This is a genomic window from Pseudarthrobacter linnaei (assembly GCF_055412825.1).
Map to the genome: position 1 here is coordinate 15567 of NZ_JBVAYX010000033.1, position 20902 is coordinate 36468.

At 63.8% G+C, this 20902-nt stretch carries 15 protein-coding genes and 1 pseudogene; 8 read left to right on the forward strand and 8 right to left on the reverse strand.

Annotated features, from left to right (window positions below; translation table 11 throughout):
* Positions 1 to 212 precede the first annotated feature (212 nt).
* The 7 genes from ACZYZ3_RS18200 to ACZYZ3_RS18230 are packed head-to-tail and all read right to left on the reverse strand — an operon-like array spanning position 213 to position 6092.
* Positions 213 to 836 (reverse strand): short chain dehydrogenase, encoded by a 624-nt coding sequence (locus tag ACZYZ3_RS18200; RefSeq protein WP_463965204.1) that lies wholly within the window; start codon positions 834 to 836, stop codon positions 213 to 215.
* A 51-nt stretch (positions 837 to 887) separates the two neighbouring features.
* Positions 888 to 2141 carry an NAD(P)/FAD-dependent oxidoreductase gene (locus tag ACZYZ3_RS18205; RefSeq protein ID WP_463965205.1) on the reverse strand — a complete coding sequence of 418 codons (1254 nt, stop codon included), beginning with the start codon at positions 2139 to 2141 and terminating at the stop codon, positions 888 to 890.
* A gap of 3 nt (positions 2142 to 2144) precedes the next feature.
* The gene (locus tag ACZYZ3_RS18210) at positions 2145 to 2801 is read right to left on the reverse strand and encodes an amino acid ABC transporter permease (protein WP_463965206.1); all 657 of its coding nucleotides are present in this window, start codon (positions 2799 to 2801) and stop codon (positions 2145 to 2147) included.
* Positions 2798 to 3430 (reverse strand): amino acid ABC transporter permease, encoded by a 633-nt coding sequence (locus ACZYZ3_RS18215; protein WP_463965218.1) that lies wholly within the window; start codon positions 3428 to 3430, stop codon positions 2798 to 2800. The genes ACZYZ3_RS18210 and ACZYZ3_RS18215 overlap by 4 nt, the downstream gene beginning before the upstream one ends.
* Positions 3431 to 3439: 9 nt before the next feature.
* The gene (locus ACZYZ3_RS18220) at positions 3440 to 4213 is read right to left on the reverse strand and encodes an amino acid ABC transporter ATP-binding protein (protein WP_441400704.1); all 774 of its coding nucleotides are present in this window, start codon (positions 4211 to 4213) and stop codon (positions 3440 to 3442) included.
* A complete protein-coding gene (locus ACZYZ3_RS18225) occupies positions 4206 to 5198 on the reverse strand; it encodes an ornithine cyclodeaminase family protein (RefSeq protein WP_463965207.1) in 993 nt (330 codons plus the stop codon). Before ACZYZ3_RS18225 ends, ACZYZ3_RS18220 begins: the two co-directional genes overlap by 8 nt.
* 48 nt (positions 5199 to 5246) lie before the next feature.
* Positions 5247 to 6092, reverse strand: a complete 846-nt coding sequence (locus ACZYZ3_RS18230) for a substrate-binding periplasmic protein (protein WP_463965208.1) — start codon at positions 6090 to 6092, stop codon at positions 5247 to 5249.
* 244 nt (positions 6093 to 6336) lie between these two features.
* Here ACZYZ3_RS18230 and ACZYZ3_RS18235 point away from each other — a divergent pair, with 244 nt between their 5' ends.
* The 8 genes from ACZYZ3_RS18235 to ACZYZ3_RS18270 all read left to right on the forward strand — a co-directional run bounded on the left by ACZYZ3_RS18235 (position 6337) and on the right by ACZYZ3_RS18270 (position 19656).
* Positions 6337 to 7002, forward strand: a complete 666-nt coding sequence (locus ACZYZ3_RS18235; protein WP_463965209.1) for a GntR family transcriptional regulator — start codon at positions 6337 to 6339, stop codon at positions 7000 to 7002.
* 211 nt (positions 7003 to 7213) lie between these two features.
* Positions 7214 to 8404, forward strand: a complete 1191-nt coding sequence (locus tag ACZYZ3_RS18240; protein ID WP_463965210.1) for an NAD(P)/FAD-dependent oxidoreductase — start codon at positions 7214 to 7216, stop codon at positions 8402 to 8404.
* Between the two features lie 71 nt (positions 8405 to 8475).
* Positions 8476 to 9876, forward strand: a complete 1401-nt coding sequence (gene hglS / locus ACZYZ3_RS18245) for a 2-oxoadipate dioxygenase/decarboxylase (protein ID WP_463965211.1) — start codon at positions 8476 to 8478, stop codon at positions 9874 to 9876.
* A 36-nt stretch (positions 9877 to 9912) separates the two neighbouring features.
* Positions 9913 to 11442, forward strand: a complete 1530-nt coding sequence (gene amaB / locus ACZYZ3_RS18250; RefSeq protein WP_463965212.1) for an L-piperidine-6-carboxylate dehydrogenase — start codon at positions 9913 to 9915, stop codon at positions 11440 to 11442.
* 98 nt (positions 11443 to 11540) lie between these two features.
* A complete protein-coding gene (locus ACZYZ3_RS18255) occupies positions 11541 to 12680 on the forward strand; it encodes a Glu/Leu/Phe/Val family dehydrogenase (protein WP_463965213.1) in 1140 nt (379 codons plus the stop codon).
* A gap of 44 nt (positions 12681 to 12724) precedes the next feature.
* Entirely contained in the window at positions 12725 to 15604 is a 2880-nt protein-coding gene (locus ACZYZ3_RS18260; RefSeq protein WP_463965214.1) for an FAD-binding and (Fe-S)-binding domain-containing protein, read from the forward strand.
* Between the two features lie 1406 nt (positions 15605 to 17010).
* Entirely contained in the window at positions 17011 to 18561 is a 1551-nt protein-coding gene (locus ACZYZ3_RS18265; RefSeq protein WP_463965215.1) for an alpha/beta fold hydrolase, read from the forward strand.
* Positions 18562 to 18618: 57 nt separating this feature from the next.
* Positions 18619 to 19656 carry an Acg family FMN-binding oxidoreductase gene (locus tag ACZYZ3_RS18270; protein ID WP_463965216.1) on the forward strand — a complete coding sequence of 346 codons (1038 nt, stop codon included), beginning with the start codon at positions 18619 to 18621 and terminating at the stop codon, positions 19654 to 19656.
* 1069 nt (positions 19657 to 20725) lie between these two features.
* Here ACZYZ3_RS18270 and ACZYZ3_RS18275 read toward each other — a convergent pair.
* Positions 20726 to 20902, reverse strand: a pseudogene (locus ACZYZ3_RS18275) (IS256 family transposase); the annotation flags it as partial.

Below are 20902 nucleotides of genomic sequence, written 5' to 3' on the forward strand. Positions count from 1 at the left end.
CAGCCGTAGGACTCCCCCAACGACAGCAACCGGGCCATACCTTCGCTCACGGCGGGTGCGTGGGCGGACCGCGCAGGACTGGAGGTCGCTCGGCCTTTCATCACAAACTGATCCGGGCAGGGATGCACCCGCTCGCGGTTGACTAATGCAGTTGAGCCCTCGTCATCGGGCAGTTGCTCTGTGGCCCCGTTTCCCCCAAATCACGTTCTTGGCTAGGACCAGGCTCGGATCGTCTGCCCAGTCTCGGAACCGTAGACGCTGCGAACAAAGGCCGCCGCCGCCACCGCGCCAGGGACGGCGGAGAAACCGGGAAACACCGCCGCATACGCATCGGCGGATTCTTCCAGCACCGTGGCGCTGACGGTATTCAACCGCATGTGCGGCAGCTCGGCGGCAGCACTCTTGACGAAGGCGTCCAGACCGATATTGGCGATTGCGCTGGGTGAGCCACCCGGGAAGGCAAAATTTCCCACGATCCCGCTTGTCAACGTTATGGACCCGCCGGGCCGGACATGGCCACGGGCTGCCAGGGTGATGCGGACCTGGCATAGCAGCTTGCCGTTCACTGTCGACGCGTAAGTTTCCAGGCTCGCATCGGTTGCCGACGCCCACTTGGCTCCGCCAATGGTGCTGACCACCGCGTCCACCGTCCCTACCTTGTCAAAGAGTGCCGCGACGCTGGCATCGTCCCGGCAGTCAACTGGATGTTCAGTTGATGAGCGTGACGCGCTGATGATTTCCAGGTGCCCTTGACCGACCTTGTCGTGGTGTGTGGACAGCGCCCGCACGACGTTTTTCCCCACAGTTCCGGTGGCGCCAATGACGAGTATTCGCATGAGTGTGCCCTTCGTTCTTGCTGTAAGCGGGATGTAGCCCTGAAGACTCTCTTACGTGCGCAACGGATTGAACGCCGCAATTTCTTGCGGTGTTTCACCGGTGAGGATCTGTGCGGCGAGCAGCTGGCCCGTTGCCGGTCCCAAAACTATCCCCCACATACCGTGTCCCCCTGCCGCGTAAATTCTGTCCGACGCCAGACGGCCAACGATGGGGAGCCCGTCGGGTGTGATCGGGCGCGAACCGACCCACCCGTCGCGTAGTGAGGACCAGTCGATACCCTGCAGCAGTGGACGAATTGCTCTTGCCACGGATTCGAGCCTGGCAGGATCCAGAGGCTCGTCAGGGTCAAGGAACTCCATTGTTCCCGCGATCCGAAGCGCCCCCTGGTAGGGCGTGCAGACAACCCGTTGTTCCGGAAAGTACAGGGGCCCCTTCGGCAGGCAATCGCCGTCGACGGTGAACGAGTAGCCTCGGCCCGCCTGGACCCCGAGTCTTAAGCCCCACTTGCTAGCCAGCTTGGGCAGCCAGGCGCCGGTGGCAAGGATGACGACGTCGGCCGTGAGGAGGGTTCCGTCGTCAGTCCTCACGGCTGCCGACGTAGGGCCGGAGTCAACGGAATTTACACCGGTGCCTTCCATGATCTGGCCCCCGCACGCTTTGAAGGCCCGGGCAAGGTCCCAGACAAAGTCACCCGGATCAAGATAACTCTGTCCGGATATTTCCAGGTTGTGCACCACGGCGTCGGAGAGCACTGCCGGACGGTTCCCGTCGGCCAGGGTGCTCACCCCGATGCGCTGGCCCATGGCGTGGAGGTGTTCGAGTTCGGTCCGGAACGCTGCGGCGGCCTTGGCGCTGCGGAAGCCTGCAACGTAGGGGGCTGCAACGACCGGTGAGGCAACGCCATGTGCTTTCAGCTCGGCGAAGGACTCCTCCACAGTCCTCGTGATGGGCTGGAGCGCTGACATGGTTCGCTGCCACTTCCGGGCGTTCATGTTGGCGGCGAAACGCAGGAGGAACTTCCATAGCTGCGGGTCGAACCGAAGCGGCACGTGCAGCGGGGCATCGGGGTCGGTCAGGCTCTGCAGGGCGTACCTCCAGGCGCCCGGTTCAGCCAGAGGCATGACCATGCCCGGGGTTACCCAGCCGGCGTTGCCCCAGCTCGCTCCGGCGGCTGGCCCCACTCTGTCGATGACTGTGACTGACACTCCCTGCTGCTGCAGGTGCCAGGCCGTCGACAAGCCAACGATGCCGGCACCGATGACTATGGCTGATTGCGGCGTTTTCGTCTGAGTGGTCGCTGACATCGGCTACAGGTGCCGGCTCAGCATGCGTTCCGCATAGACGGACAGCCACGTTGCGGGGATCGAGATGGCCGCGTACATAAGGCCGGCGACGATGAAGACCGGCAGATACTGGAACGTGGAGGAGCCAATCGAATACGCCTGGCTCATGAGTTCCGGCACTGCTACCGAATACGCCAAAGACGTGGCCTGAAACAGGAGTACTGCAAAGCCCATCAGCGAAGGAAGGGCGATGCGTAGTCCCTGCGGGATGACCACGAACCGCAAGCAGTCTCGATAGCTCATGCCCAGCGCATGGGAGCCTTCGACTTCACCCGGCGGCACCGATTGGATGCCACCTCGGATCAGCTCGGCACTGTAGGCCGCCGTCGTCCAGGTCAGGGCCACACATGCCGAGGCCATGGAGCTGAGGGTGATGTCGGCGTTCGGGAGACCGTAGTACATGAGCTGTAGGAGCACCAGTGCCGGCGCGCCACGGCCCACTTCGACGAAAAACACCGACAGGTAGCGGAAGGTCGTGTTGCGGGCTGTCACGCCAAAGGCGAACACCAGACCCAGGGGCAAGCCGAAGGCCAGGCTCAGGAGGGTCAGGGTGAGGCTGACCTTGAGTCCGTCAAAGAGTGTTGGTCCATATTGGATCGCGACATCGACCAGGTTGTTCATCGGGCCACCGCCTTCCGCATCTTGATGTCAAGGTGCCTGGAGAGCAGTCCCAGGGGAACGCTCAATATTATGTAGACACCCGCAGCCACAAAGAACACCATGATGCCCTCACCGGACTGCCGGGCATATTGGCTGGACATGAAAACGATCTCAGCTACGCCAATGGATGAGGCGATGGAGGAATCCTTGAGCAGCCCAATGGCAAAAGTCGTGTAGGCCGGGACGACGGCCCGTGCCGTTTGCGGACCGATGATTCGGCTCCAGACCGTGGCGCGGTGAAATCCCAGCGCCGAGCTGGCCTCCCACTGGCCCTTGGGAATTGACGAGATGGCGCCGCGGAAGATTTCCGCGAGATAAGCCGCCGCCACCACGCCAAGGCCCAGGACGCCGGCCTGCAGCGCCGTGAGGCGGATGGCGCCGATGGAGACGCCGTAGTACAGGATAAACAGCCACACCACAGGCGGGACGCCACGCAGCAGGTCAACCAGCAAGCGCGACATCAGCCAAAGGATCCGGTTCCGGCTCCGGAGCCCGGCAACGATGGGCAGCGCCAGCACCGAACCGATCATCAGGGCCAGGATCGTCACGAGGACTGTGAGCGGCAAGCCGATGGCAATAGCCCGGAGCATTTCCACGGTTCAGCGCTCCAACACGGCACGGAGGAACCGGCGGGTGCGGTCGTGTTGCGGATCCTGCAGGATCTGCCCGGGCTCGCCTTTCTCGATGATTCCGCCGTCCGCCATCACCACCAGTTCGTCCGCGACGTTGCCCGCAAATGCCATCTCGTGGGTCACTACGACCATCGTCATGCCGGTGGACGCGAGCTCCTTCATGACTTCGAGGACTTCGACCCCGACTTCGGGATCCAGCGCAGAGGTTGGTTCGTCAAACAACATCACCCTGGGGCCAAGGGCCAGTGCCCGGGCAATGGCGATGCGCTGCTGCTGGCCGCCGGAGCACCTCGACGGATACTGGTCGGCCTTCTCGGCCAGCCCCATGCGCTTGAGCAGCTCCATGGATTTCTCGTTGGCCTCGTCGCGGCTGCGCCCAAGAACCCGCTCCTGGGGCAGACTGATATTCCGTAGAACCGTCATGTGGGGGAAGAGATTGAAGTGCTGGAAGACCATGCCGGCACTGCGGCGAAGGGCTGCGAGATTCTTGGGGTTGGGCTTCCTGCCGGCATTGATGCGATGCCCGTCGATCTCTATTTCGCCGCTGTCCGGCTGCTCCAGCAAGTTCATGCACCGCAGGACGGTGCTCTTCCCGGCGCCGCTGGGCCCGATCATGGCCGTGACGGATCCCTCCGGCACGGACAGGGAGACGTCGCGGAGAACCACGTTCGAACCGTAGGCCTTGGCAAGATTCGTCACCTGGACCACGGGCGTTGCCGTGCGGATATTCGGCTCAATCATCAGTTGTTCCATTTCTCATAGTCGTGCCGGTGCAGGCTTCGTAGAGGGCGGTGGCCACCGCAAGGTCCTCCCAGGGCATGCCGGTGGTCTTGAACACGGACGGACGGTCCGCGGCCACCTCCCGGCGTTTCGAAACCAGGTCCGCCAGGGTGATCAGTTGTTCGGGCCCGGCGATGGCACCCGATTCCATGGCCTGCATGACGTCGCCGGCCTCACGTCCGGCGGAGTCCCGCGACTCCACGCAAACCGTGGCCCTGGCGAGGAGATCGTCATCGAGCTCGCGGTGCTCCCGGTCATGCGAGCCGATGGCCACCACGACGGCGGATGCCTTGACCAGGGCTCCGTCAAAAAGGGCGGTCGGCGACGCCGTGGCGCAAATGACGAGATCCGCCTCCCGCACCGCTGCCGGAACGCCGACGGCGGCAGCCAGGCCGATTCCTTCGGCCTTGTTCACAAGCCGCTCCGCTGCCTCCGGATTACGGCCGACAATGTCCACGCTTTGCAGCTCAAAGAGCTCGGCAAATGCCAGGATGTGGGCCCAGGCCTGCACCCCGGTGCCGAATACAACGAGGCGCTTCGGGCCTGGCGGGGCCAGGAGCATGGCCCCCATGACGGACACCGACGACGTCCGCAGTTCGGTCAGCGCCACGCCGTCGAGCACGGCCAAGGGCCGCTGGTCGGCGCCGCCGAACAGTGCATAGAGTCCCTGGATTACCGGGGACGCCGACGTCGCGTTGCCCGGCGTGATGGTCAGGAGTTTGGTTCCGACGTACTGGCCGTTGCTCGCCGGCATCTGCATGAAAGTGCCGCTGTCCGTTTCGACCCGGGTCCTTGGCTCACTCATTTCGGGATCGAACCCGGCCGCCAGGACCGATTCCATGGCGGCCGCCGCCTCGCGCGCCGTCAGTGCCGACGTTATGGTGGCGCCGTCGAGAAAGACGGGTGCCGACGGCTGACGCCCCGCAGGGTTGATTGTTGAATCCATGGAATCGATCCTTCAGTCACAAAGCCGGACGTTCTTGCGGGCTGCGTCCTACTTCACCAGACGCGGTTCGCCGGTTTCGACGGCCGACTGGGGCAGGCCGTAGGTCTTCACGACGTCCGCGATCTTTCCACTCGATTTCATGGACTTGATGGAAGTATTCACGGCCTTGGTCATCTCCGCGTTGTCCTTGCTCATAGGGAATCCGATTTGGGCAGGTTCCTTGGAGGCAATGACGCGGGGGTCCGCGCTGGCGCCCACAACCTTGTACTTGGCATCGGCCTTGTACATCTGGACGGCGGAACCGAATCCGTCGATACCGGCCTGGACGCGTCCGGCCTTGAGATCGGCCTGCATCTCCACGGCGCTGGGGTAGATGGTCAGGTTTGCGCCCATGACCTTTTTCATGTCCGGGACCCACAGGTAACCGTCGACGGTGCCCACCTTCATACTTTCGAGGTCCTTGATGTCCTTGACGCCGGACTCGGAAACGATCCCCATCTCATCGGTGTAGACCGGATCAGACAGGCTCACAATCTCGGCCCGGGCAGCGGTGCGGTAGTAGCAGCCGATGGCCACGTCGGCGCGTCCGCTCTGGACGGCCGGGATGGTTCCCGCGTACGACGTCGGTTCGACCTTGATGTCGAGGCAGTTCTTGGCGGCGAACTCCTTGATGATGTCGGCGTCGACACCCGTGAGCTTTCCGTCCTTGTTGGAAGCAAACGGGGGGAACTCCGGCGCGGCAACGGTGAGGAAGCCGGCGGAAATCGTCTTGAATGTTGATTCGGGCTGGCAGCTCTTCGAAACGGAGCTCTCGGCTGCACCGCCGCAAGCGGACAGCGAGAGCGCCAGCAGGGCAATGGACGTGCCGCCCACCAGGATTTTACGAGTGTTCATGATGATCCCCTTTGATCAGAGCTGGAGTTTTTGGGTGTCCAACGACTCGATGCACATCGGCGTAATTAGTGATGTATGACACACTATCGATTGTCGATTACCAATCTCCATGGATTCACAAGGGATGTCAAGCATCAATATCTGCGGATCATGTTGAAACAAGTCCGCAATCGTCGAGACTGTCCCGGGTGCCGACGTGTTGTGAATTAGTGTTAGCCAAGAGGACCACTGCCCTAGGAGCAAAATGCAGGAACAGCGAGAAGTCTTTGCCGGGATTTCCGAGTTAGGCGAAAGCCGGCTCACTCTCAAGGACGAGGCAACCTCGATTGTTCGACGTGCCCTCATGTCCGGGGACATGCAGCCCGGCAAGATCTATTCAGCCAACGCCCTGGCCAGCCAGCTCGGCGTCTCGAACAGCCCTGTCCGCGAAGCCATGATGGCATTGAGTGAACAAGGGTTGCTCGAGGTGGTCCGGAACCGCGGGTTCCGCGTCGTGGAAATGAGCCCGAAGGACCAGCAGGAGGTATACGACCTTCGCATGCTCATCGAAGTCACGGCCGTGGGCCTGGTTGCCGAACAGGGCGTCTCCCCCGCCGATGCCCGTCGCCTTGCGGCACTGAACGACGCCGCCCTGGCCGCCGCCAGGCCCGACAAAATGGTCGACTACCTGGAACGGGACCAGCAGTTCCACTTGTCCATCGTTGAACTCCTGGGCAACACCCGGATGACAAAAATCATTGAGAACCTCCGGGACCAAAGCCGAATCAGCGGTTCCTACCATTTGGCCGAACGCGGACTGCTCGCCACCAGCGCCGCCGAGCACGGACCCATTCTGGCCGCACTGCTGGCTGGCGACCGGAAGCTCACCGAGTCCCTTATGGTCGAACACCTCAGCTACTCACTGCCCTAACCGGGACACCCTCGCCGCGGGTCGTCCTCGGCGCCACGCCTGCCAGCGCTGGCGCACCACGAGCGGCGCCGCGTGCCGCCACAGAAATCCTGCAAAAAAATTGCTTGACGTAGATCACATCCTGCCTGAGGATGGTTATATATAACCCGTTACCGATAGTTGATACCCACAGAGCGGTGGGTATGCTTCCGCAATTGAGACAGGACGATCAATGTCAAATGTGGTCTCGCTCCAGCTTCCCGCCGGAACCCGGCAGCCTTCGCAGGCAGCCGTCGTCATCATCGGTGGCGGCATCATGGGAACCAGCATCGCGTTCCATTTGGCCGAAGCCGGTGTCCGCAACATAGTCCTCGTTGATCGGTCCGATCTGGGCGAAGGATCATCTTCCAAGCCGCTCGGCGGCGTGCGGGCGACGTTCTCGGATCCTGCGAACATTGTCTTGGGCCAGCGCAGCCTGCGGGCTTTCGAGGGCTTCGGTCAGCGATTCTCCACCGACATCGGACTGCGCAAAGTCGGCTACCTGTTCCTGTGCCGCAGCGAATCCGAAATCCTCGACTGTGAGCGCAGCACCGTCATCCAAAACAGTCTCGGCAGCAACAGCCGAATGATTTCTTCCGCCGAGGCAGTCGAAATCAATCCCTTCCTGCGCCAGGAAGCCCTCATCGGCGCGTCGTTCTCGCCGGAGGATGGCTTCGCAGAGCCGGGGAAAGTGGTCCGGGCCTATGCGGACGCTGCAGCCGCCTTGGGCGTATGCATTCTTGAGCACACGGAAGTCATGGATGTCGCCGCTTCAGGCGGAAACATCACTTCGGTGAGCACCAATCGAGGCACCATCACCACCGAGGCCGTCATCTGCTGTGCCGGCGCCTGGTCCCAACGTGTGGGCGAAATGGTCAATGTAAGTCTGCCAGTTGTCCCGGTGCGGCGTCAGATCGGCATGACCCGCCAGATGAGTTCGCCCATGCCCACCGTGCCGTTCACGCTGGATCTGTCGACCACTCTGTACTTCCACAACTACCGCAACGGCATGCTCCTTGGCATCTCCAACTCCAACCAGGAGCCTGGATTCGGCCGTGACTTCACACACGAATGGCTGCCGGAGTTCAACGCAGCCGCCCGCGTTTGCGCCCCCGCCCTGGCGGCTCCGGACCTTGAGCGTGGTTGGGCCGGACTGTATGAGAACACGCCGGACCACAATGCCCTCATCGGTGCGTCCAACTCAGTTGGAGGCTTCTACTACGCCACAGGATTCTCCGGCCACGGCTTCCTGCAAGGGCCCGCTGTCGGAGAACTCGTCCGGGACCTCTACCTGGACCGGGAATCCTTCATGGACCACGCCTCGTTCTCCGCCGATCGTTTCCACACCGCCGACCAGCTCATTCAGGAAGTGCACATCATCTAGCGCGGAACGCCGCCGCGCCGCTCCGTCCCGCCATCACGATCCACCAAGAAATTCTTGAAAGGACCCACGCCATGACTACCCTTGAAACCTGGGAACTTCGAGCCGAGTTCGCTCGGCGGCTCTCCGCCATGTACGGCAGGGAAGTTCCCGCGTACAACACGCTCGTCGAGGTTTCCACCGAAGTAAACGAAGCGTACGCCGCCAAGCACGGTGCCGAGGCTGAGAGGCTGGGCAGCATTTCACGGGTGACGGCAGAGCGCCACGGCGCCATCCGCGTCGGCTCCCCGAGGGAGATGGCCCAGGTTGCCCGCATCTTTGCGGCCTTCGGCATGTTCCCGGTCGGCTTCTATGACCTTCGCGACGCATCCTCAAGCTCCGTGCCCGTGGTCTCGACCGCCTTCCGCCCGATCGACGGCACTGAACTCGCAAAGAACCCGTTCCGTGTTTTCACTTCCATGCTGGCTGCCGAAGATCCGCGGTTCTTTGACCGCGAACTGCGCGCCGAGCTGGCCGAATTCATCGGCGCCCGGCAGCTGTTCGGTGCGGAACTGCTCAACTTAGCGGACAAGGCCGTCGCGGGCGGCGGCCTTGACGCGGACGACGCCGACCGGCTGCTGGAGCTGGCCACCGCGGCCTTTGAACTCTCCGGGGACCCCGTGGACTACGAGTGGTACAAGAAGCTGGAAGCAGTCTCCGCCGTCGCCTCCGACATCGGCGGGGTTTCCACCACGCATATCAACCACCTCACACCACGGGTGCTGGATATCGATGATCTGTACCAGCGCATGCAGGCGCGCGGCATCAGCATGATTGATGAGATCCAAGGACCGCCGCGCTGGGATGGCCCGGATCTGCTGCTGCGCCAGACTTCCTTCCGGGCGCTCGGTGAAAACCGGGTGTTCCGCTACGCCGACGGGTCCACCAGCGAGGGTGAGCTGAGGGTGCGCTTCGGAGAAGTCGAGGCCCGCGGAATTGCCTTGACGGTGGCGGGCCGGGATCTCTACGACCGTATGGTCGCCGAATCCGACGCCCTGCTGGCGTTGGCCCCGACCGGAACGACGCGCGTCCAGGTCGCCGCCCAGGTGTGGGCGGAGCACCTTCCCCGCACCGAGAAGGAGCTGGCCCTGAAGGGACTGGCCTTCTTCACCTACCGCCTCGACGAAAACGCCGTGGGCAGCGCACCCTTGACCGGCACGGCTTCCCTGACCGATCTCGTTGAAGCCGGAATCGCTGTCCCGGAACCGATCGTCTATGAGGACTTCCTCCCCCGCTCGGCCGCCGGGATCTTCCAGTCCAACCTGACCGAGGAGGGTTCCAAGGACGAGGACCAGGTCGGAACCAACTACGACATCCACCGGATGTCCCAGATTGTCGGTTCCGAAGTCCACGACCCGAACGATCTCTACCAGCGGCAGCAGGACGAATCGATCGCGGCCCTGGCCCACCGCCTCAACATCACCGTCACTCACTAACCAGCCCACCAGACCAAACAACCACAGGAGATCACGATGACTGAAACTCTGACCCAAACGTCCGAACTGGCAACGATCGTCCGCGACGCGCTGGAAGCCTGCGGCGTCAACGTTGATGCCCTCGGCGGCCCCCACGAGGCGTCCTCGCCGCTCACCGGCGAAGTCTTGATGACTTTGCCGATTAACACACCGGCCGACATCGACACGATGATTGGTCAGGCGCACGAGGCGTTCAAAACGTGGCGTGATGTCCCCGCGCCGCTCCGCGGCAACCTGGTCAAACGCTGGGGCGAGCTGCTGACCGAACACAAAGAGGACTTGGCCAGGATCGTGACCGCCGAGGCGGGCAAGATCCAGTCCGAGGCTCTGGGCGAAGTCCAGGAAATGATTGATATCTGCGACTTTGCGGTTGGCCTGTCCCGCCAGCTCTATGGCAAGACCATGCCCTCCGAGCGCCCCGGACACCGACTCATGGAGACCTGGCACCCGCTCGGCGTTGTCGGGGTCATTTCCGCCTTCAACTTCCCGGTTGCGGTCTACTCCTGGAATACGGCGCTGGCTCTGGTGTGCGGTGACACGATCGTCTGGAAGCCCTCGGGGATGACCATGCTCAGCGCGCTGGCCGCCGATGCACTGCTGGCCCGCGCCGTCACGGACGTTGGGGCTCCCCAGGACCTGCACAAGCTGGTCCTGGCCGATCGTTCCGGCGGTCAAGTCATCGTCGATGATCCGCGCGTTGCACTGCTCTCCGCCACCGGCTCGGTCCGGATGGGCCAGGAAATCGCCCCCCGCGTAGCTGGCCGATTCGGCCGCGCTCTGCTCGAACTGGGCGGGAACAATGCCGCCATCATCGCGCCGTCGGCCGATCTCGATCTGGCCCTGCGCGGCATTGTCTTCGCAGCCGTTGGAACCGCCGGCCAGCGCTGCACGTCCATGCGCCGCCTGATTGTGCACGAATCGATCGTTAACGAGTTGACGGACAAGCTTGTCGGTGCCTACGCCACGCTGCGGATCGGGACCCCGTTGGACGAGGAGAACCTGATCGGGCCGCTGATCAACAAGTCCAGTTTCGATGGCATGCAGAACGCCCTAGAGTCTGCACAGGAACAGGGCGGTACCGTCCTCTGCGGCGGCGGGCGTGTAAACGCAGAGGACGAGCCCGGCGCCTACTACGTGGAGCCAGCGATCGTCCGGATGCCGGCCCAGACCGCCGTCGTCAAGGACGAGACGTTTGCCCCGCTGCTTTACGTGATGACCTACACGGACTTCGACGACGCCATCGCCATCCAAAACGACGTCCCCCAGGGTTTGTCCTCGGCCGTGTTCACGAACGACCAGGCCGAGGCCGAACGCTTCATGTCGGCCAGCGGATCGGACTGCGGCATCGCCAACGTCAACATCGGCACCTCTGGGGCCGAAATCGGCGGCGCTTTCGGCGGCGAGAAGGAAACCGGTGGCGGCCGCGAGTCCGGGTCTGACTCCTGGAAGGTCTACATGCGCCAAGCGACCAACACCGTCAACTACTCGGGACAGCTTCCGCTCGCCCAGGGAGTGAAGTTCCTCTAGAAACCCCGGCGGAGACGGTGCCAGCCGGTCCGGCATCGTCTCCGCCTGCCGTCCTCAGCCACATCACTCAACCGCCAGCACACAAGGAGTACCCAGCGATGACCAGTCTGCTCGACATGATGGATGAATGGGGACCGGAAAAGATCATTTCGGTCAGCGACGCAAAAACGGGAATGAGGGGCGTCCTGGTCATCGACAACACCGCCCGCGGCATAGGCAAGGGCGGTACCCGGATGCAGCCGGGCGTCACAGTCGAGGAGATTGCCCGCCTGGCCCGGGTCATGACCTGGAAGTGGGCCGGCGTCGACCTGTTCTTCGGTGGAGCCAAAGCCGGCATCCGCGCCGACCCCAACTCACCCCACAAGGAAGCAATCCTCCGCTCCTTCGTCCGGGCCCTGAGCAATGAGGTCCCGTCCGAGTACGTCTTTGGCCTGGACATGGGGCTGACGGAAAACGATGCGGCCATCATCATCGATGAATTGGGCGACCGCGGCGCCGCGGTCGGAACCCCGCACGACCTCGGCGGCGTACCCTACGACCTACTGGGCATCACAGGCTACGGCGTCGCTGAAGTCACGGATGAGGCCGCCGCAACCATCGGACTCCAGGGCCAGCGCGTGGCCATCCAAGGTTTCGGCGCTGTTGGCCATGCCACCGCTGCCCGGCTTCACGAGCTCGGCTACAGCGTCGTGTCGATTTCCACCGCTGAGGGCGCGCTCCACGATCCCGCCGGACTGGACATCCCCAGGCTGCTGGCCATGCGGTCGCGGCTCGGCGACGGATTGGTCAAAGAGTTCCCGGAGCTGTCTGTACCGGCTGGCACCGAGTTGTTCGTCGACGCCGAAATCGCCATCCCTGCCGCCCTGCAGGATGTCATCCATGAGGGAAACGTGGGCGGCATCTCGGCCAAGCTCGTGGTGGAGGGCGCGAACCTCCCCACGAATGCCGCGGCACAGCAGGCGTTGCGCGCCGCCTCCGTGACGGTAGTGCCCGACTTTGTCGCCAACGCCGGCGGCGTCGTCAGTGCCGCCTTTGCCATGGAGTCCCGGTACTCGCCGTTCCGTCCCGAGACCGACCAGATCTTCACCACGGTCTCCCATAAGCTTCGAGCAAACACGGCCATCGTGCTGGCGGAGGCGCAGAAACTGGATTCCACCACCCACCACGCCGCCCGTTCGCTGGCACAAAGCCGCGTCCGCCGCGCCATGGAGCTGCGCGGCAAGCCCCTGAAATACTAACCTCCCACCACGCACCGCCGCAGGGACAAGGAAGAGCACCACGCATGGAGATTGACCAGATTGTCGAAGAACTCACCGCAGCAGTGGCGGGCATCGTGGACAGCGGCAGCCGTCGGCGCGCGGAATACGCTACGGATGCCTCCAACTACCGTGTGATGCCCCAGGTGGTGGTCATGCCCAAGAATGCGGAAGACGTTGTCGAAGCGGTCAGGATTGCCCGCAGGCACGGACTGGCTGTCACCGGCCGCGGGGCCGGCACGTCGTGCGCCGGCAACGCGGTGGGACCCGGACTGGTGCTGGACTTCAGCAGGTTCATGAACCAGATCATCAGCATCGATGCGGAAAACCGGACCGCGGTGGTCCAGCCCGGCGTCGTCCTCAGTGACCTGCAGCGGGCAGCCGCCGTCCACGGGCTGCGGTTCGGGCCGGACCCGTCCACGTCCACCCGGTGCACCATCGGCGGCATGATCGGCAATAACGCGTGTGGCCCCCACGGACTCTCGTACGGGCGGACGGCGGATAACGTGCGCCGGCTGCGCTGGCTGACCGGGTCGGGCCAAGTGGTGGAGCTGGGCTCGGGCAAGGACACCACGGCCCGGGTCCCCGGACTCGATGAGTTCATCACCGCCAATCTGGACGTCCTTCGGCTGGAATTCGGCCGGTTCGGCCGCCAAATCTCGGGCTATAGCCTCGAGCACCTCCTACCCGAGAACGGCGGAAACCTGGCCGCTGCCCTGACCGGGACGGAAGGAACCTGCGGCATCATCCTGGAGGCCGAGGTCCGGCTGGTTCCGCAGGCGGCTGCCCCGGCGTTGGCCGTGTTGGGATATCCGGATATGCCGGCTGCGGCCGACGCGGTTCCCAGCCTGCTTCCGCACCATCCGCTGGCCCTGGAGGGACTGGACGCGCAGCTGGTCAACGTGATCCGCAACGCCAAAGGCGAGCACGCAGTCCCCAACATGCCGGCGGGGAAGGGCTGGCTCATGGTGGAGGTGGGCGGAGCGACGTCGGAGGAGGCTGTGGCTGCCGCAGAGCGGATGGTCCTGGACGCGGGCGCAATCGACTCAATGATCCTTCCGGCCGGACCGGAGGCCAAACGGTTATGGCAGATTCGGGCCGACGGGGCCGGCCTGGCCGGGAGAACCTCAGCCGGGAACCAGGCCTGGCCGGGCTGGGAGGATTCCGCCGTCCCGCCCGAACATCTGGGCGACTACCTTCGCGATCTTGAACAGCTCATGACCCGCGAAAACGTGACAGGGCTGGCCTATGGCCACTTTGGTGACGGCTGCGTCCACGTCAGGATCGACTTCCCGCTGGAGAATGACGCCCAGGTGATGCGCCGCTTCCTGACGGCCGCGGCGGACCTCGTCGCCAAGTACGGCGGCTCACTCTCGGGCGAACACGGCGATGGCCGGGCGCGCGGCGAACTGCTGAAAACCATGTATTCGCCCCGGGCCCTGGCCGCGATGGCCGGGTTCAAGGCACTCTTCGACCTCCAGGACATCTTCAACCCGGGTGTCATCATCAAACCTGACCCCTTCGACGCGCACCTGCGCCGCCCGCAAGCCGGCAACCTGCTGGCCACAGATGGTTTCGCGTTTGCCCACGACGGCGGCAACATCACCAATGCGCTGCACCGCTGCGTAGGCGTGGGAAAGTGCCGGGCCGATCTCCGGGAGGAAGGCGGGTTCATGTGCCCCTCCTACCTCGCCACCAAGGATGAAAAGGATTCAACCAGGGGCCGGGCCCGCGTCCTGCAGGAAATGCTCAACGGCGGCATCGTGGACATGTCCTGGAAGTCCCCGGAGGTCCACGAGGCCCTCGATCTGTGCCTGAGCTGCAAGGCCTGCGCCAGCGACTGCCCCACCGGCATCGACATGGCGATGTACAAATCGGAGGCGTTGCACCAGAGTTACAAGGGCCGCCTGCGTCCGCTCAGCCACTACACCCTCGGCCGGCTGCCCACCTGGCTGGGACTGATCGGACCGGTGGGCCCCGTGGTCAACAAGGTTGCCTCTATCGGGCTCCTCCGCCGGACCATGCTAAGGCTGGCCGGCGCGGATCACCGCCGGTCCCTGCCCACATTTCCCCGCGCGCCGTTCCGCTCCATGGTGAAGCTTCTTCCCGCAATTCTGAACACAGAGCGGGTGCCGGTGGCGGACGGCGGCGCCCGACGGCACACAGCGGCCACTCCCCACCGGGTCCTGCTCTGGGTGGATTCGTTCTCCGACGCACTGAGCCCCGATGTCCCCGTTGCCGCGATTAAGGTACTGCAGGCCGCGGGATGTGACATTGAAATTGCCGGCCCCGGTGCATGCTGCGGATTGACACTTATCTCGACAGGACAGCTGACCGCGGCCAAGGCCGCCCTCCGCAAGACTCTGGACGTCTTGCACCCGCATGTAGCCGACGGCAGGACCGTCATCGGACTCGAACCGTCCTGCACGGCGGTGCTCCGCTCGGACCTGCTCGAATTGCTGCCCGACGACGAACGCGCCGCGCAGGTCTCCGCCCGGACCCAGACCGTGTCGGAATTCCTGACGTCCATCAACTGGCAACCGCCCACCAGCGCGGAGCGGATTCTGGCGCAGCCTCACTGCCATCAAAGCGCCATCATGGGGTACGGGAAGGATCTGGAGTTGCTGAACTCCATGGGCTGCGACGTGGAAATCTCCAGTGGATGCTGCGGTCTTGCCGGAAACTTCGGGATGGAAAAAGGCCACTATGAAATCTCTGTCGCCATTGCTGAACAGGGCATTCTGGGCAAGATCGCCGATGCCCCGGACCGGGCAATCCTGGCCGACGGATTCTCCTGCCGGACCCAGGTAGCGGATCTGTCCGGCCGCGGCTCCCGCCACATCGTCCAGATCATCGCGGAGACACTGGACAGCTCCGCAGCCGCCTCCCCTGGGAAAGCCGCCTAAAAGGCCGCACGGCGCTACCGCTGTGCATGAGCGCCCGGATGGGGGCCAGCGACTGAACTACACCCCCGTGACACGATACCAATGGGAGTTATGCGACCGACCTTTCGGTGATTTCCTTGGGTTGGTTGAGGCTCAGCGAGCTCATGATCTGCTCCCGATCAGTTGCCATGTCATGCCGTTCCCTCCGCAGTCCTGCATGAACAGGCATCAGAGCGGAAATTCCGGACCGGCCGAAACCCTCGGTCGATCTAAAGAATAGTCAGCAAATCATGTTGTACGCGGCCCTGGCCACCATGAAGTAGTGAACGCAAAAACCCAAGGGAAGGAGAATAAGGGTGAACACCCAGAAGAGACCCCACGGGGCGGTACCCGGTCCGCCGTAGGCAGCCGCTCCCCCAGACAACCGAATAGGCCAAAACACCATCGGCATCGCCCGACTCGCGCTGTTCCCACTCCGAGACCACCGCGCCGCAGCGACGGACTTCGTGCCCGTTCAATATCTTCGTCTGCCAAAAGAATCGTCATCGCGGCCATCTACCTCCTTTCATTCATCTCATGCTGGAACTGGCGGAAACCGACATGACGAACCCGAAAATCCCGGCGGGCGTCCGGTACGCGCCAGCACCAGGCAGCGACGCCGGCGACAAGGACCGCCAGAACCCCTGCGTGGAACGGCCCAGGACTCATGTTGTTCGACACCTGGGTGCCTTGGACCGGTTCCGCCAACGGCGTCGCCCAAGGGCGCTGATGATTATCAGCGGCAGCCTCGCGATTGCCGGACTCAGGGGTGTCATCACCGGTGACATGCAGCTGCGCAACATCGGAGTCATCGGCTACGCAGCCGTATTCCCTCCCGCGACGGCACTACTGGCCATCCGTTTCAACCGGACACCGCAGGTTCAGTCTCCGGATCTCCCTAAGGGACCTGGCCGGCGAGAGTACGGTCTTGATCCGTGTGCGTGCGGACCTTGCCGGCTTCTCGAGCCGGGACCCTGGACAGGGAGTTCTAAGGCAATGCTTTCCGGGTGCTCGGGCGGAGGTGGGCGACGACCCAGGACAAGACAATCTGGGGCTCTGAAGCAGGCCCTCAGCTAACTAGTCCATCGACCAGCCAAAAGTGAGCCGATACGTCATGCTCATAGCAGCTCCACTGCAGTAGCCAATCACCGCACGACCAGGTCAACCTTGGCGTAGATGGGCGGTTGTGACCAGATCCTAACGGCGAAAGGACTTGGTCGATCGCAACCAGACGGTCTCCCTGCCGGGCAGCTCGGCAGCCAGTGCGTGCCTCTGTCCGTGCGGTCCCACGTTAGGCAGGCGGGGGCTTTGGCCCCTTGCCGGCGTCCCGACCGGGGCAGCACCCTAGGTACGTCGAGCACGTGGAATCTGCCGACAGGGAGGCGCAGATGCCCTGGACCAAACAGCAGGCATGGCAGGGAAAAACGGGACGGCTTCCAGCCCGGTCACCCGTGCCGTTGCGGGCGCTTGCGTTGACCGGCGTCGTCATCGCGGTGAGCGGGATGTGGGGGCTCGTGGCGGGCTGGTGGATCCCCCGTGGACCTCTGACGAGCCTCGAGTCGCTCGCGACCATGGTCATCGCGCTCATGGTGGGAATCGTCTCGGGGCGGGTTCTCGGTTCGCGCTGGGCGATGCTGCTCGCCCCGGCCGTGTTCGCCGCCGTGTTCGAGGTAACCCGCCTCGGGACCGACGGCCCGACTGTCGACGGCGTGACCACCAGCACCTACGGTATTCTGGCGTTCATCGTCGGACGCGGCTTCCACAGCGTCGTCGGGCTTGTGCCCATGGTCCTCGGGGCAGCCTTCGGGGCCGGTAGTGCCCGACGCCGTGACGGGCAGCCGGCCGGGGCCCGCCGCGCCACGGTCGTCCTGTACTTCCGCCGTACAGTCGCAGCGGTCACGACGGTGGCGCTCATCGGACTCGGGATACTCCTCTCCCGTCCGGCGGCCACGGCTCCCATCCTTGACGCCGGCGGTCAACCACGGGGCGGCAGCATCGCCGAACTCAGCACCGTCGACGCGGGCGGCAAGGGCCTCGGCCTGATGCTGCGCGGGGCGAGCGTCGAGAACCCGGTGCTGCTGTTCCTAGCCGGCGGGCCGGGGGGTTCTGAACTAGGCGCAATGCGCAATCACCTTCCCAAGCTCGAGGAGTCGTTCGTCGTGGCCACCTGGGACCAGCGGGGAACCGGCACCTCCTACCCCGCCCTCGACCCGACCGCCACGCTCACCCTGGAGAGCTCCATCGCCGACACGATCACAGTCACCAACCACCTCCGGGCCCGCTTCAACCAGGACAAAATCTACCTGTTGGGTCAATCGTGGGGATCCCTGCTCGGCGTGCTCGCGGCGCAAAGGGCGCCCGAACTCTACCGGGCCTTCATCGGCACCGGGCAGATGGTCAGCCCCGTTGTTACCGACCGCATCTTCTATGAGGACACCCTCGCCTGGGCCGCAAAGAACGGCGATACCGCTCTGGTCGGCCGGCTCCGCGAGATCAAGGCCCCGCCGTATGACAGGATGCTCGACTACGAAACCGCTCTGTCGTACGAACACGAGGTCTACCCGTACGACAGCGCCGGGAATTCCGAAGGGCCGGGCGGGTTCTCCGAAAACTTCATCGTCCCCGAATACACCCTCGTGGACCAGATCCATCTTCTCGGCGCCTTCATGGATACATTCGCCGCGCTCTACCCCCAGCTCCAGGACATCGACTTCCGCAGAACCGCCACCACGCTCGAGGTACCCGTCTACTTCGTTCAAGGAACGCACGAAGCAGACGGACGTGCCGAACCATTCCGGGAGTGGTACGGGGTGCTCAACGCGCCCGGCAAAGACGTCATCGAACTGGCAACCTCCGGACACCGGCCCCTGTTCGAACAACCCGACGAGTTCGTCTCATACATGACGAACACCGTGCTGGCCAGGACTCCGCCGTCCTGAAGCCCACGGACCCGACAACTCCCCTCCCGCGAAAGGCCCAGCATGTCTCGAAGGCACGTGTATGAGCACACCGCCGCGTCGCTCCGGCAGCCGGACCCAACCTCCGCAGTCAGCCTGGAGCTGATCCGGCTGGCCTCGCTGGCGGCATCGAGCCACAACACCCAGCCGTGGAAGTTCCTGGTGACCCCGGATGTCATCACGATCCAGCCTGACCGCGCCCGCAGCTGCGCCGTCGTCGATCCCGACGACGCCCACCTGTTCAAAAGTCTCGGCTGCGCGGCCGAAAACCTCGTCCAGGCAGCCGGCGCCCGAGGCTACGCTGCCAGAGTCTCCTTCGACGGTACCGAGCAGGTCATCGTCGTGCGCCTCGAAGCGTCCAGCGCTTTCGGGCCGACCAGGCTCTCGGCCGCGATCGAGACACGCCAGTGCACCCGGGGGCCATACGACGTCCGGCCCATCAGCAGCGAAGACCTCGCGGCCCTGGCGCAGGCCGGCAAAATCGGAGGTGTGCGGTGCATCCTTCTCAGCGACCGGGAGCGAATCGAAACCGTTACGGGTTTCGTAACGCGCGGCAACCTCGAACAACTGAGCGACAAGGCCTTCCGCCGCGAGCTCATCTCCTGGATCCGGTTCAACCCCGCCGCCGCTCTGCGCAGTGGAGACGGACTCGCCGGGCTCACGACGGGCCAACCACCGGTTCCGACGCCGGTCGGGAAGCTCTTGGCCCCCTTCCTGATCAGAGCCGGAGCCCAGGCACAACTCGACGCGAAACACCTGGCCAGCTCCTCGGGTGTGGCGATCTTCGTCACCGGCGGCAACGACGAACGGTCCTGGATGGAAGCCGGCCGCGCCTACCAGCGCTTCGCCCTCCAGGCCGAAGCGCTCGACATCCGCTCCGCCTTCATCAACCAACCGATCGAAGTACCCGGACTGCGCCGCGAGTTCGAATCATGGCTGGGTCTCACCCACGAACGGGCGCAGCTCGCCGTGCGGTTCGGGCACGGTCCGAAGCTTCCCTACAGCCTGCGCCGACCAGTCCAGGATGTGCTCGTCAGCACCTCGCAACGGTCGGGGCAGCGACCTGGCATGCCCTGAGCGGCCGCCACCTGACCGTCGCAACCGGCTGCCCGCTGAACCGTATCGCCTGTTCGATCGGCGGTCATTGTGGTTGGTCAAACCTCGTGTCGCTTAGTCGGCGAGAGACTTCCTTCCCTGGAGCACGTCCTGCAGCAGGATCTCCCGCGCACGCCGCGGTTCCTCGAAAAGCGGGCTGTGGGCCGAGTCATGGAAGGTGTGGAAGCCCTTGACCGGGCCTTGATCAGCTCGAAATAGTCCCGGGCATGATCATGGTTCGCCGTATAGTCGTACAGGCCGGTGAAGAAGTACAAAGGCATATCAAGCTCATCGATCTGAAGCGTGAGGTCCGTTTCCACGGAAAGGACATGCCCCTCTTGATGTTGATCTTTTCGCTGACGGTGTAGGCGCGGCATCGCCAAACGGGCAATAACACGCCGGTGATCACCGAACGCATATCGCGTGTGGTGCCGATCCCGAGCCGAGGCATAGCGTCATCGCGCAGGCGAAGATAACTTGCAGAGAGACCGCCCTGCATGCTTGCCGGCGCCGGTTCGAGCCTGCGGACCATCGAATCATCGCCGCGGGCCCGATACTGATCGAGCATGTAATGAGGTGTACTACTGATGTGAGACACAGTTTGAAAGGATTGTGCCCATGTCTTCCCGTCCCACTTCTTCCGATGAGTTCAGGCCGATGCCGTGAACCTCGTCGTTTCCTCTGGCCGTTCGCCCGCCTCAGTTACCCCAAGCGGATGCGCGCCTTCAAACGCACGACCACTGAGCTGCTACGGGGATTTCGGACAGCAGAATTAGTGGATTCTTCTAAGCGGCCAAGGCTGGCTGTTGATCCAAAGTGGACTTCGTTGGGTCGCCGGTAACCGAGCGCGGAGAGACGGCGCCGCTGTGGTAAAACCCTCGATGTAGCGAATGACGTCGCTCCGGGCTTGTGTTTTGTCGCGTAAATCGGTCGTTTTAGATACCAGTACTTTTCATGCCAAGCCCGGTGGGCTATCGTCTGGTAGGGCAACGGGGGTTACGTCCCGCTGAGTGGTGGAGTTTTCTCGACACCGTGCAGGTCAGTTAGTTGATTATGCTGCCGTGAGTTCGGGAAGCAAAATCGCCTCCTCGATTGGCGTGGCGGGTGTGGTGTTCATGGCCTTGAGTTCGGCCATGAAGGCCTCGGAGAGGTAGCGGCGGTCCCCGGCTTCCCATTCGTCGTGTTGTTCGACGAGGACCGCGCCGGCGAGCCGGAGAAGGGCGGCCGG